The organism is Pseudomonas sp. TE3895 (genome assembly GCF_056278855.1).
In genome coordinates this window covers 2,012,579-2,026,123 of sequence record NZ_JBWBQE010000001.1, presented here as the reverse complement: position 1 = coordinate 2,026,123, position 13,545 = coordinate 2,012,579, and the positions used below count along the sequence as shown (strand labels likewise).

General features: G+C 62.2%; 12 protein-coding genes. 9 read left to right on the top strand and 3 right to left on the bottom strand.

Features of this window, described 5'->3' with window-relative positions:
- Positions 1–84: 84 nt before the first annotated feature.
- The 4 genes from ACZ889_RS09145 to ACZ889_RS09130 all read left to right on the top strand — a co-directional run bounded on the left by ACZ889_RS09145 (position 85) and on the right by ACZ889_RS09130 (position 3,756).
- Complete coding sequence (locus ACZ889_RS09145; RefSeq protein ID WP_003255090.1) at positions 85–1,461, top strand: L-serine ammonia-lyase; 1,377 nt, start codon at positions 85–87, stop codon at positions 1,459–1,461.
- A gap of 27 nt (positions 1,462–1,488) precedes the next feature.
- Positions 1,489–2,610, top strand: coding sequence for a glycine cleavage system aminomethyltransferase GcvT (gene gcvT, locus ACZ889_RS09140; protein WP_476257319.1), 1,122 nt, complete (start codon positions 1,489–1,491; stop codon positions 2,608–2,610).
- A 357-nt stretch (positions 2,611–2,967) separates the two neighbouring features.
- Positions 2,968–3,177: a cold-shock protein gene (locus ACZ889_RS09135; RefSeq protein ID WP_003255093.1), complete on the top strand. Its 210-nt coding sequence runs from the start codon at positions 2,968–2,970 to the stop codon at positions 3,175–3,177.
- Positions 3,178–3,267: 90 nt separating this feature from the next.
- Entirely contained in the window at positions 3,268–3,756 is a 489-nt protein-coding gene (locus ACZ889_RS09130; RefSeq protein ID WP_003255094.1) for an RDD family protein, read from the top strand.
- 148 nt (positions 3,757–3,904) lie between these two features.
- On the opposite strand, the gene lptG is transcribed toward ACZ889_RS09130, so the two are convergent.
- Both lptG and lptF read right to left on the bottom strand, forming a co-directional pair.
- Positions 3,905–4,966 carry an LPS export ABC transporter permease LptG gene (gene lptG, locus ACZ889_RS09125; RefSeq protein ID WP_014755453.1) on the bottom strand — a complete coding sequence of 354 codons (1,062 nt, stop codon included), beginning with the start codon at positions 4,964–4,966 and terminating at the stop codon, positions 3,905–3,907.
- On the bottom strand, positions 4,959–6,074 hold the full coding sequence (lptF, locus tag ACZ889_RS09120) for an LPS export ABC transporter permease LptF (protein ID WP_004575655.1): 1,116 nt from the start codon (positions 6,072–6,074) through the stop codon (positions 4,959–4,961). Before lptF ends, lptG begins: the two co-directional genes overlap by 8 nt.
- A 301-nt stretch (positions 6,075–6,375) precedes the next feature.
- Between lptF and ACZ889_RS09115 the strand changes: the two genes are divergently transcribed.
- The 5 genes from ACZ889_RS09115 to rlmF all read left to right on the top strand — a co-directional run bounded on the left by ACZ889_RS09115 (position 6,376) and on the right by rlmF (position 12,896).
- Positions 6,376–7,869: a leucyl aminopeptidase gene (locus tag ACZ889_RS09115; RefSeq protein WP_047605003.1), complete on the top strand. Its 1,494-nt coding sequence runs from the start codon at positions 6,376–6,378 to the stop codon at positions 7,867–7,869.
- A 50-nt stretch (positions 7,870–7,919) separates the two neighbouring features.
- Positions 7,920–8,348, top strand: coding sequence for a DNA polymerase III subunit chi (locus ACZ889_RS09110; protein WP_004575657.1), 429 nt, complete (start codon positions 7,920–7,922; stop codon positions 8,346–8,348).
- A gap of 5 nt (positions 8,349–8,353) precedes the next feature.
- The gene (locus ACZ889_RS09105; protein WP_003255102.1) at positions 8,354–8,719 is read left to right on the top strand and encodes a hypothetical protein; all 366 of its coding nucleotides are present in this window, start codon (positions 8,354–8,356) and stop codon (positions 8,717–8,719) included.
- Between the two features lie 198 nt (positions 8,720–8,917).
- Positions 8,918–11,764 carry a valine--tRNA ligase gene (locus tag ACZ889_RS09100; protein WP_004575658.1) on the top strand — a complete coding sequence of 949 codons (2,847 nt, stop codon included), beginning with the start codon at positions 8,918–8,920 and terminating at the stop codon, positions 11,762–11,764.
- Positions 11,765–11,942: 178 nt separating this feature from the next.
- Entirely contained in the window at positions 11,943–12,896 is a 954-nt protein-coding gene (gene rlmF, locus ACZ889_RS09095; protein ID WP_004575659.1) for a 23S rRNA (adenine(1618)-N(6))-methyltransferase RlmF, read from the top strand.
- A 47-nt stretch (positions 12,897–12,943) separates the two neighbouring features.
- Here the strand turns inward: rlmF and ACZ889_RS09090 are convergent, their stop codons facing one another.
- Positions 12,944–13,225, bottom strand: a complete 282-nt coding sequence (locus tag ACZ889_RS09090; protein ID WP_003255106.1) for an HU family DNA-binding protein — start codon at positions 13,223–13,225, stop codon at positions 12,944–12,946.
- Between the last annotated feature and the right edge of the window lie 320 nt (positions 13,226–13,545).

Sequence of the window (13,545 nt, the reverse complement as noted above, 5' to 3'; positions counted from 1 at the left end):
GAGGGTGGCAATACCACCGCATTCGCGGATAAACCCGCGCCTACAGGGCTCAACGTCCGCCCAACAAACTGGCAGGAGGTCAACATGTCACTGAGCGTCTTCGACCTGTTCAAGATCGGCATCGGCCCCTCCAGCTCCCACACGGTCGGCCCGATGCGCGCCGCTGCGCGGTTTGCCGAAGGGCTGCGCCGTGACGGCCTGCTGGCCCGCACCGCCAGCGTCAAAGCCGAGCTGTATGGCTCACTGGGCGCCACAGGCAAAGGCCACGGCAGTGACAAAGCCGTGCTGCTGGGCCTTGAAGGCGAACACCCGGACATTATCGACACCGACAGCATTCCCGCCCGCCTGCAGGTCATCCGCGACAGCGGACGTATCAACCTGCTGGGCGAGCACAGCATTGCGTTCATCGAAAAGCAGCACCTGGCGATGATCCGCAAGCCGTTGGACTACCACCCCAACGGCATGATCTTCCGCGCGTTCGACGACGCAGGCCTGCAAATCCGAAGCCGCGAGTACTACTCGGTAGGTGGTGGTTTCGTGGTCGACGAGGACGCTGCCGGCCACGACCGCATCGTCGAGGACACCACGGTGCTGGCCTATCCGTTCAAGACCGCCAAGGCGCTCCTCGGCCACTGCACCGCGCATGACCTGTCGGTGAGCCAGGTGATGCTGGCCAACGAGTCCGCCTGGCGCCCAGAAGCAGAAACCCGGGCCGGGCTGCTGCGCATCTGGCAGGTGATGCAAGATTGCGTCGCGGCAGGTTGCCAGCATGAGGGCATATTACCGGGAGGGCTCAAGGTCAAACGCCGCGCGCCGGCCCTGTACCGCCAACTGAGCGGCCACCCGGAAGCCAGCCTGCGTGACGCCCTGTCTGTGCTCGACTGGGTCAACCTCTACGCCTTGGCGGTGAATGAGGAAAACGCCTACGGCGGTCGTGTGGTCACCGCCCCTACCAACGGCGCAGCGGGCATCGTCCCGGCAGTCCTTCACTACTACATGCGCTTCGTCCCGGGGGCCAGCGAGGATGGGGTGGTGCGCTTTCTGCTCACCGCCGCAGCCATCGGTATCCTGTACAAGGAAAACGCCTCCATCTCCGGCGCCGAAGTGGGCTGCCAGGGCGAGGTCGGCGTCGCCTGCTCGATGGCCGCCGGGGCGCTGTGCGAGGTGATGGGCGGCAGCGTGCAGCAGGTGGAGAACGCAGCCGAAATAGGCATGGAACACAACCTGGGCCTGACCTGCGACCCGATCGGCGGCCTCGTACAGGTGCCCTGTATCGAGCGCAATGCGATGGGCTCGGTGAAGGCCATCAACGCGGTACGCATGGCCCTGCGCGGCGACGGCCAGCACTACGTGTCGCTGGACAAGGTCATCCGCACCATGCGCCAGACTGGCGCCGATATGAAAAGCAAATACAAAGAGACCGCCCGTGGCGGCCTGGCCGTCAACATCATCGAATGTTGACCCAACAATGACAGCAAGGAGTCATCGATGTCCGAAACACTGCTCAAGACCCCACTGCATGCCTTGCACCTGGAACTGGGTGCACGCATGGTGCCGTTCGCCGGCTACGACATGCCGGTGCAGTACCCGCTGGGCGTGCTCAAGGAACACCTGCACACCCGCGAGCAGGCCGGCCTGTTCGACGTCTCGCACATGGGCCAGATCGTTCTGCGTGGCGCTGACGCCGCCAAGGCGCTGGAAAGCCTGGTACCGGTGGACATCATCGACCTGCCGGTGGGCATGCAGCGTTATGCCATGTTCACCAATGAGCAAGGCGGCATTCTCGACGACCTGATGGTGGCCAACCTGGGCGAGGACACCCTGTTCCTGGTAGTCAACGCCGCCTGCAAGGAGCAGGACCTGGCTCACCTGCAATCCCACATTGGCAACCGTTGCGAGGTGCAGCCGCTGTTCGAGGAGCGTGCCCTGCTCGCCCTGCAAGGCCCGGCTGCAGTCAAGGTGCTGGAACGCCTGGCTCCAGAAGTGGCCGGCATGACCTTCATGCAGTTCCGCCGAGTAACACTGCTGGGTGTGGACTGCTTCGTCAGCCGCTCGGGCTACACCGGCGAAGACGGCTACGAGATCTCGGTACCGGTCAACGCTGCCGACGCCCTGGCTCGCCGCCTGCTGGCCGAGCCGGAAGTACAGCCGATCGGCTTGGGCGCACGCGACTCGCTGCGCCTGGAAGCTGGCCTGTGCCTGTATGGCCACGACATGAACAGCGAGACTACGCCGATCGAAGCCAGCCTGCTGTGGGCAATTTCCAAGGTGCGCCGTGCCGAGGGTGCACGGGCTGCCGGCTTCCCGGGTGCCGAGACGATCTTCGCCCACGTGCGCGATGGTGTTGCGCGCAAACGTGTCGGCCTGTTGCCGCAGGAGCGTACGCCTGTTCGTGAAGGTGCGGACATTGTCGACGCAAACGATAAAGCGGTAGGTAAAGTGTGCAGCGGGGGCTTTGGCCCGACACTCGCCGCACCTGTCGCAATGGGTTATATCGATAGTGAACATGCTGCACTCGACACCGAGCTGTTTGCCGTGGTGCGTGGAAAGAAGGTGGCCTTGAAAGTCAGCAAAATGCCTTTCGTGGCACCACGTTACTACCGTGGCTGAAACAGCTTTGTGAAGGTTTTGGGCAGCGTCGACATATTCGTTTTCGAACCTGCCCAATAACTTTTGAACATGGCGCCAGGCCAGGCGCCATGCCGTTTCCGACAAATCGGTCGGTTATCGGCAAGCGGCCAGTTTTCCATACGACCAAGGGCTTGTTTTTCGCTCGGGAGTTGGCGTAGAGTCACTGCACTGTGTTTGCATGGGTCGCAACAGTTCGTGACCTGGGCCAGTAGCCGAGATTTGCTACAACCCGTTCGACGTCTCTTACTTCCTGCAACCCAGCCCAGTAATCTTTCGCTTACAAAAAAGTGCGAAAGAAACTGTCATCAAAATTTAAGCTTCATAGGAAATAAGACAATGGCTGAGCGTCAGAACGGTACCGTCAAGTGGTTCAATGACGAAAAAGGTTACGGCTTCATCACCCCAGAAAGCGGTCCGGATCTGTTCGTGCACTTCCGCGCTATCGAAGGTAGCGGCTTCAAAAGCCTGAAAGAAGGCCAGAAGGTTACCTTTGAAGCAGTTCAGGGCCAGAAAGGCATGCAGGCTGACAAGGTTCAACCTGTCTGATCCAGCGCCAGACTTTGAAAAGCCCCTGCCAAGTGCAGGGGTTTTTTTTTGCCCGTAGAATAGCAGGCTCGTCTTCTGGAGCTGTCCTGCATGTCCAAGCCTCTGCTCACACCCCAGGGTGATTTTCCGCCGGTCGGCCTGGGCCGGCGCCTGGCAGCGATGTTCTATGACTTTCTACTGTGCACCGCGCTGCTGATCGTGACCGCCGGCGCCTACAAGATGATTCAGATGTCGATCATCGGCGAAGCACGTATGCGCGAGCTGACCGAGGCCGGTGCACTGGATGGCGACCCATTGCTGTCTACGGTACTGCTGTTTGCCCTGTTCGGCTTCTTTGCCAAGTTCTGGACCCACGGTGGGCAGACGCTGGGTATGCAGGTATGGGGCGTTCGGGTGCAGAATGCCGATGGCTCGGCCATCAGCCTGTGGCAGGCGCTCTTGCGGTTCGTCGTGTCGATTGCCTCGTGGCTGTGCCTGGGGCTGGGTTTTTTCTGGGTGCTGATCGACAAGCGCAAGCGTGGTTGGCATGACATCTATTCGGAAAGCCAGCTGGTGCGGGTACCTAAACAGAAGAAATGAGCCAGAGGATTGGCGTTGCCGGTTCGGGCCCTTTCCTGATGCCTGCGCGATACCTGTAGGCGCGGGTTTACCCGCGAACGGGCCGGGCCAGATAAACACCCATGAAAAAGCCGACCCTGAGGTCGGCTTTCTTGTGCAGCTCTGGCTATTACCCTGCCCGGCGCAACAACCACACACCGGCCAAGGCACAGATGCCCGCCGGTATCACCACCGCCAGCAGCGGCGGGAAGCCGAATACCTGGCTCGAAGGCCCGAGCAGGTCCTGGCCAATGCGAAACACGAAGCCCACCAGCACACCCGTGAACACGCGCTGACCAAGGGTAACCGAACGCAGCGGGCCAAAGATGAACGAGATCGCCATCAGCACCAGGGCCGCCGTTACCATCGGCTGCAGCACCTTGGTCCAGAACGCCAGCCAGTAGCGGGAGTTGTTCAGGCCCTGATCAGACAAGTAGTGGATGTAATCCCACAACCCGGTAATCGAAAGCGACTCCGGCGCGAGGATCACGGTATTGAGCAGTTCTGGCGTAAGCGAAACATCCCAGCGCTCCTCCGGCGCGTTGACCACCTCGGTGTGGTCGCCACGGAAGTAGGTGGTACGCACATCGGCGAGCAGCCAGTGGTCGTTCTGGTACTGCGCACGGCGGGCAAAGCTCGAGGTGACAATCTTGCGCTCGCTGTCGAAGCGGTAGCGGGTCACGCCCAGCAGCAGGCCATCGGGCTGTACGGCGTTGATGTGCACATACTCCTCGCCCTGGCGGTGCCACATGCCACGTTTGGAGCTCTGTGCTTCACCACCACCCTGGGCCAGGGAACGGTCGGCCTGGGCCTTGTTCTCGGTCACCGGTGCCACATATTCGCCAATCAGCAGCCCCACCAGCATCAGCACCAGCATCGGCTTCATCACCGCCCAGACGATACGGCCGATGGACACGCCAGCCGCACGCATGATGGTCAGCTCGCTGCTGCTGGCCAGACTGCCCAGGCCGATCAGGCAACCGATCAGGGCGGCCATTGGCAGCATTTCATACAGCCGCCGAGGTGCGGTAAGCAGGACAAAGTTGCCCGCGTCCATCACCGTGTAGGTGTCACTCAGGTCGCCCATTTCATCGATGAAGGCGAAAAGCGAAGCCAGGCCGAGGATGATCCCCAGCACCGCCAGGATGGCCAGCAGCACGCTCTGGCCGATGTAGCGATCGAGCTTAGCCATGAGCCACCTCCGCACGGCGGGCGGCACGTTTGAGGCGCAGCGGCTCCCAGTACATCAGGCCAAGGCCGATCAGCAGGAACAGACCGTGTACCCACCACATGCCCAGGGCGATCGGCAGTTTGCCCTTCTCGAGGGCGCCGCGTACGGAAATCAGCATTGTCAGGTAGGCCATGTACAGAAGAATTGCCGGCAGCAGCTTGAGGAAGCGGCCCTGGCGCGGGTTGACCCGCGACAGTGGCACCGCCAGCAGGGTGACGACGAACACCAGGATCGGCAGCGACAGCCGCCATTGCAGCTCGGCGCGCTCACGCAGGCCCTCCTTGCCGATCAGTTCGGAGGTGGGAAGCGCTTCGCGCTCGGTCACTTCCTCGGCGACTTCCGGCTTGGGCAGCAGCACGCCGTAGGTGTCATATTTGATGGCGCGGTAGTCGGCCTGGCCCGGGTTGCCGTCGTAGCGGTAACCGTTTTCCAGCACCAGGTAGCGGTTGCCGTCGGCCTGGATTTCCTGGTGGCCCTTCTCGGCGACCAGCACCGAGGGGGCGCGGTCCTTGGTCTTGTCCTGGTTGAAGCGCTTCTCGGAGATGAACACCCCGCCCAGGTTGATGCGGTCATCCGACAATTGCTCGGTATAGGTTACCCGCGAGCCATCACGCAATGTCTGGAAGCGGCCCGGCACCAAGGTGTCGAACTCGGTCAGGGCATCCTGCTGGCTGATGATCTGCTGCACCTGGGCCACGCCCAGCGGGGCCAGGCTCAGGCTCAGCCAGGCCACCAGCAGGGCAACCAGGGCAGCCGGCGCCATGGTCATGCCCAGCAGGCGCTGCTGGCTCATGCCAGTGGCCGACAGCACGGTCATCTCGCTTTCCAGGTACAGGCGCCCGTAAGCCAGGAGGATGCCGAGGAACAGCCCCAGAGGCAGGATCAGTTGCAGGAAGCCTGGCAAGCGGAAGCCCATGATCAGGAACAACACGCCAGGGTCGAGCACGCCCTGGGCAGCCTGGGCCAGGTACTTGATGAAGCGCCCGCTCATGATGATCACCAACAGCACAGCGCTGACGGCGCTCAAGGTGACCAGGACCTCGCGGGACAGATAACGAAAGACGATCAAACCAGACACTCCTGGGTTGTCAGGGCGGACTGCCATGCAATGGCGCCAAACAATGACTTAGTACATCCAAGACCAATGCCGGTTCGCCAAAGGCGAACCTCCATGTAAAGTGCGCGCATTATCCTGTGATTGACCGCCCCTGTCACTTGGCCGCGTACGAAGGTGCACAACGGGGTTGTCAGCACGCTTGCCACAGGCTCAAACTGGCAGCTTTTCCGCTGGTGCGCGACGACGCGGCCAGGCCCGTCCAGAGCGCTGGAACACACAGCGCCATTCGTATCGATCATTCGGGGATCCTGACATGGAACTGGTTGTAAAAAGCGTAGCTGCTGCATCCGTAAAAACCGCCACACTGGTCCTTCCGGTAGGTGAAAACCGCAAGCTCGGCGCTGTTGCCAAGGCTGTCGACCAGGCCAGCGAAGGCGCCATCAGCGCCGTGCTCAAGCGCGGCGACCTGGCCGGCAAGCCGGGCCAGACCCTGCTGCTACAGAACCTCCCGGGCCTGAAGGCCGAGCGCGTGCTGCTGGTGGGTAGCGGCAAGGAAGAAGCCTTGGGCGACCGCGCCTGGCGCAAACTGGTGGCCAGTGTCGCTGGCGTACTCAAGGGCCTGAACGGCGCTGACGCAGTACTGGCCCTGGACGATATCTCAGTCAGCAACCGCGACGCCCATTACGGCAAGTACCGCCTGCTGGCCGAAACCCTGCTGGACGGCGAATATGTGTTCGACCGTTTCAAGAGCCAGAAAGCCGAGCCGCGCGCGCTGAAAAAGGTCACCCTGCTGGCCGACAAAGCCGGCCAGGCCGAAGTCGAGCGTGCGGTCAAGCATGCCAGCGCCATCGCCAGCGGCATGGCCTTCACCCGTGACCTCGGCAACCTGCCACCCAACCTTTGCCACCCAAGCTTCCTGGCCGAACAGGCCAAGGAACTGGGCAAGGCGCACAAGGCCCTCAAGGTTGAAGTGCTGGACGAGAAAAAGATCAAGGACCTGGGCATGGGCGCGTTCTACGCCGTGGGCCAGGGCAGCGACCAGCCGCCACGCCTGATCGTGCTCAATTACCAGGGCGGCAAAAAGGCCGACAAGCCATTCGTGCTGGTGGGTAAAGGCATTACCTTCGACACCGGCGGCATCAGCCTCAAGCCAGGCGCCGGCATGGATGAAATGAAGTACGACATGTGCGGCGCCGCCAGCGTGTTCGGCACCCTGCGTGCAGTGCTCGAGCTGCAGCTGCCGATCAACCTGGTGTGCCTGCTGGCCTGCGCCGAGAACATGCCAAGCGGCGGCGCCACCCGCCCAGGTGACATTGTCACCACCATGAGCGGCCAGACCGTGGAAATCCTCAACACCGACGCTGAAGGCCGCCTGGTGCTGTGCGACACCCTGACCTACGCCGAGCGCTTCAAGCCGCAGGCGGTGATCGACATCGCCACCCTGACCGGCGCCTGCATCGTCGCCCTGGGCAGCCACACCTCCGGCCTGATGGGCAATAACGACGACCTGGTCGGGCAGTTGCTCGATGCCGGCAAGCGCGCCGACGACCGTGCCTGGCAGCTGCCGCTGTTCGATGAATACCAGGAGCAGCTGGACAGCCCGTTCGCCGACATGGGCAACATCGGTGGGCCGAAGGCCGGTACGATCACCGCGGGTTGCTTCCTGTCGCGCTTCGCCAAAGCCTACAACTGGGCGCACATGGACATCGCCGGCACCGCCTGGGTCAGTGGCGGCAAGGACAAGGGCGCCACTGGCCGCCCGGTACCTCTGTTGACCCAGTACCTGCTGGACCGCGCTGGCGCCTGAAGCCGTGAAGCCGGTGGTGCCTTGCGCGCCACCGGCCGGCGATTCCCACCATGAGCAAAGTCGACTTCTACATTCTGCCCACCGACTCGCTGTCGGCGCGGCTCGATTTCGCCTGCAAGCTGTGCGAGAAGGCCTGGCGCCTTGGCCACCAGGTCTATTTGCACTGCCAGGATGCAGAACAGCGCAGTGAACTGGACCAACGCTTGTGGCGCTTCAAGGGCGAGGCCTTCGTGCCCCACGACCTCGCCGAGGTGCATGCCGATGCTGACGTGGTTCTGGGCCTGGCTGACAACGCCGGCGAGCACCACGGCCTGCTGATCAACCTCGGCGCCAGCGTGCCGGGCTTTGTCGGGCAGTTCGAGCGGGTGGCCGAAATCGTTGTTGAAGAGCCGGCTATCCGCCAATCAGCCCGTGAGCGATTCCGTTTCTACCGTGAACAGGGCTATGCTCTGCAAGACCACCGCTTACAGCGACTTTGACGACGATGGACAAGCCCTCCCCTTTGCCCGATTCCGCCCATCTGCTCGATGACCTCGAGTCGATCCGTCAGCTGCTTGGCGACGCCGACCTGCAACCGCCGCTGCTCACCGAGACGGTAGAGCAGATTCCGTTGCTGCTGGACGAAGCCGCCAGCGACCCCGCGGCGCCCGCCGAACCTGTAGCTGCCGAACCCGAGGACGACCCGCAGACCCGCCGCCAGGACACCCTGCTGCACCTGGAAAGCGAGCTGCGCGCCGCAGCGCAGATGATCATGCAGGACGTGATCAACGACTTTACCCCGCATATCGAGAACGAAATCAAGCGCCGGCTGGATGCGCGGATCGAGCGGCTGATCAAGCGTTCCGAGTAGACCCGGGCAACGGTGTCGCCTGCTTCGCGGGCGCGCCCACTCCCACAGGTTCTGAGCCTGCGCTTTGCCCGTAAGAGCGGACTTGCCCGCGAAGCAGGCGACTCTGTTCCGACAGTTGTCAGCAGCTTGTCGCCTGCGGCCCCCAGCTTGGTTATACTTCCCGGCTTTCCCGAATAAATGCACAGGGTCCCGCCGCGCATGGATAAGACCTACCAGCCGCACGCAATCGAAACTTCCTGGTACAACACCTGGGAGTCCGAGAACTATTTCGCTCCACAAGGTGCAGGCGAGTCCTACACCATCATGATCCCGCCGCCGAACGTAACCGGCAGCCTGCACATGGGCCACGGGTTCAACAACGCGATCATGGACGCCCTGATCCGTTTCCGCCGCATGCAAGGCCGCGACACCCTGTGGCAGCCGGGTACCGATCACGCGGGTATCGCCACGCAGATGCTGGTCGAGCGCCAACTTGAAGCCAAAGGCCAGAACCGTCATGACCTGGGCCGCGAAAAGTTCCTGGAAAAAGTCTGGGAATGGAAGGATCAGTCCGGCGGCAACATCAGCCGCCAGATTCGCCGCCTGGGCTCATCGGTAGACTGGAGCCGCGAGCGCTTCACCATGGACGACGGCCTCTCCGAAGCGGTTAAAGAAGCGTTCGTGCGCCTGCATGAAGACGGCCTTATCTACCGCGGCAAGCGCCTGGTCAACTGGGACACCAAGCTGCACACGGCCATCTCCGACCTCGAAGTGGAAAACCACGACGAGAAAGGCCACCTGTGGAACCTGCGCTACCCGCTGGCCGACGGCGCCAAGACCGCCGAAGGCCAGGACTACCTGGTAGTTGCCACCACGCGTCCGGAAACCCTGCTGGGTGACGCTGCCGTGGCCGTCAACCCGAACGACGAACGCTACCAGGCACTGATCGGCAAATTCGTCGAACTGCCATTGGTCGGCCGCCGCATCCCGATCATCGCCGATGACTACTGCGACCCCGAGTTCGGTACCGGTTGCGTAAAGATCACCCCGGCCCACGACTTCAACGACTACGAAGTCGGCAAGCGCCACAACCTGCCGCTGCTGAACATCTTCGACAAGAACGCCTTCGTGCTGGCCAGCGCCCAGGCCTTCAACCTCGACGGCAGCGTTAACGAGCAGGTCGACACCCAACTGCCGGCCCAGTACGCCAACCTTGACCGCTTTGTCGCGCGCAAGCAGATCGTCGCCGACCTGGACGCCCAGGGCCTGCTGGTCAGCATCGACGACCACGCCCTGAAAGTGCCGAAAGGCGACCGCTCCGGCACGGTCATCGAGCCGTGGCTGACCGACCAGTGGTACGTTTCCACCAAGCCGCTGGCAGAGCCTGCCATCGCCGCCGTGGAAGATGGCCGTATCCAGTTCGTGCCCAAGCAATACGAGAACATGTACTTCTCCTGGATGCGCGATATCCAGGACTGGTGCATCAGCCGCCAACTGTGGTGGGGCCACCGCATTCCTGCGTGGTACGACGAGGCCGGCCAGGTCTACGTTGGCCGCAACGAGGAAGAAGTGCGCGCCAAGCACAAGCTGGGCGCCGACGTGGTCCTGCGTCAGGATGACGACGTACTCGACACCTGGTTCAGCTCGGGCCTGTGGACATTCTCCACCCTGGGCTGGCCGGAACAGACCGAATTCCTCAAGAAGTTCCACTCCACCGACGTGCTGGTGACTGGCTTCGACATCATCTTCTTCTGGGTTGCGCGCATGATCATGCTGACCATGCACCTGATCAAGAACGAAGACGGCACCCCGCAGGTACCGTTCAAGACCGTGTACGTGCACGGCCTGGTACGTGACGGCCAGGGCCAGAAGATGTCCAAGTCCAAGGGCAACGTGCTGGACCCGCTGGACATCGTCGACGGCATCACCCTCGACGCCCTGCTGGAAAAACGCACCAGCGGCATGATGCAGCCCAAGCTTGCCGAGAAGATCGCCAAGCAGACCAAGGCCGAGTTCCCCGAAGGTATTGCCAGCTACGGCACCGACGCCCTGCGCTTCACCTTCTGCTCGCTGGCCTCGACAGGCCGCGACATCAAGTTCGACATGGGCCGCGTCGAAGGCTACCGCAACTTCTGCAACAAGATCTGGAACGCTGCCCGCTACGTGCTGGACAAGGGTGAAGACTGCGGCCAGAACGGCGAAGCCTACGAGCTGTCGCTGGCAGACCGCTGGATCATCTCGCAACTTCAGCGTACCGAAGCCGAAGTAACCCGCCAGCTGGAGCAGTTCCGCTTCGACCTGGCCAGCCAGGCGCTGTACGAGTTCATCTGGAACCAGTACTGCGACTGGTACCTGGAGCTGTCCAAACCGGTACTGTGGGACGAAAACGCCCCGGTAGAGCGCGCCCGTGGCACCCGCCGCACCTTGGTGCGCGTGCTGGAGGTGGCACTGCGTCTTGCGCATCCGTTCATGCCGTTCATCACCGAAGAAATCTGGCAGCGCATCGCGCCGCTGGCCGGCATCGACGGCAAGACCATCATGCTGCAGCCATGGCCAGTGGCCAACGAAACGCGCATTGACGCCGCCGCCGAAGGCGACATCGAGTGGCTGAAAGAGTTGATGGTCGGCCTGCGTAATATCCGCGCCGAAATGAACATCGGCCCCGGCAAGCCGCTGCCGCTGTTCCTGAAGAACGCCAACGCCGACGACCAGCGCCGCCTACAGGAAAACGAAGCGCTGCTGAAGAAGCTGGCCAAGGTCGAGTCGTTCACCGTACTGGGTGATGCCGACGAAGCGCCGCTGTCCGCTACCGCCCTGGTCGGTGACCTGCAAGTGCTGGTGCCAATGGCCGGGCTGATCGACAAGGATGCCGAGCTGGCGCGCCTGAACAAGGAAATCCAGCGCCTGCAAGGTGAAGTGCAACGTGTTGGCGGCAAGCTGTCCAACGCAGCCTTCGTCGACAAGGCCCCGCCTGCGGTGATCGAGAAGGAACGCGCCAAGCTGGCCGAGTCCGAACAGGCCCTGGCCAACTTCACCGAGCAGCATGCGCGGATTGCAGCGCTGTAATCACTAGAGAGACCGTTGGGGCCGCTGCACGGCCCTTTCGCGACACAAGGCCGCTCCCACAGGACGGCGCCAACCTTCAAGGCGCCACCACCCTGTGGGAGCGGCCTTGTGTCGCGAAAGGGCTGCGTAGCAGCCCCAGGTTCTTCAAGCCACCGCTCGTATAGGGCTGGACACTGCCATGACCCCGAACAAACCCACCCTGCACCCGCGCAACCGCCACCAGGGTCGCTACGACTTCCCCAGCCTTATCAAGGCCCACCCTGACCTGGCCCGTTTCACCATCACCAACCCCCACGGCAAGCCCAGCATCGACTTTGCCAACCCCGAAGCCGTCCGCGTGTTCAACCGTGCACTGCTCAAGGCCCAGTACGGCATCCAGCACTGGGACATCCCAGCCGATTACCTGTGCCCGCCCATTCCTGGCCGTGCCGACTACATCCACGTAGCCGCCGACCTGTTGGCCGATGACAATGCTGGCGACGTCCCAAGGGGCGCCCAAGTGCGTGCGCTGGACGTCGGCGTGGGGGCCAACTGCATCTATCCACTGCTGGGCCACAGCGACTACCGCTGGCGCTTCCTCGGTTCAGACATCGACCCCGTGGCTCTGGCCTCGGCCAAGGCTATCGTCCAGGCCAATGGCCTGGGCAAAGCCATTACCCTGCGCCAGCAGGCCAACCGAGCGCACATCCTCAGCGGCCTGCTGCAGGAGGGCGAACGCTTTGACCTGACCCTGTGCAACCCGCCCTTCCATGCCTCACGCGACGAAGCCACCCGCGGCAGCCAGCGCAAATGGAAGAACCTCGGCAAGCAGGACCCCAAACGCAAGCTGCCGGTGCTGAACTTCGGTGGCCAGAACAATGAACTGTGGTGCGAAGGTGGCGAAATCCGCTTTGTCACCCAGTTGATTGGCGAAAGCGTGCAGTACGCCGAACGGGTGCTGTGGTTCACCAGCCTGGTGTCCAAGGCCAGCAACCTGCCGGGCATCGAGGCCGCGTTGAAGAAGTCCGGCGCCAAGGCCGTGCGCATCATCGAGATGGGCCAGGGTCAGAAACAGAGCCGCATGGTCGCCTGGAGCTTCCATGACGACGCCGCACGCCAGGCCTGGCACGCCCAGCGTAAATCACAGGCATGAAAAAACCGCGCCCGGGCAAGCCGGGCGCGGTTTCGTCAAAACAACAATTACTTGTTGATAGCGTCGGTCAGCACTTTGGCTGGAACGAACTTGACGACTTTCTTGGCAGCGATTTCGATGGCAGCGCCAGTCGAAGGGTTGCGGCCGGTACGGGCAGGACGCTCGGAGACTTTCAGCTTGCCGATGCCTGGCAGAGTGATTTCAGCGCCGTTTTCCAGTTGGTCGGCAACGATCTGGCCCAGTTGCTCCAGAGCGTTCTTGGCGGTGGCTTTTGGCGCGGCGATCGATTCGGCGATGTCGGCAATCAGTTGGTCTTTGGTCAATGCCATGGTGGTGTTCCTTCCCTATCAAATTCGATGGTTATGCAGCGGACTACGACGTTATCGGGCCAGCCCCTTGAAATGGAGGGCCGCGCCAATTGCGTATGTAGATACGAAAATCGGCGTTTGGTTCGACACGACGACAGCATGCTGCCAGCAATGCGCACACGAGGGGCGCAAGACCGCGCAAAACTACCACATGAATGGATAAATATCCGCTTCGCACTTTGATTAAATGCAGGTTTTTCGGGGGTTTCAGCTGAAAACACACAAAATTGAACAAAAAACGAACAACCGACATATCTGCCAACATACGGCCACTGCATCAC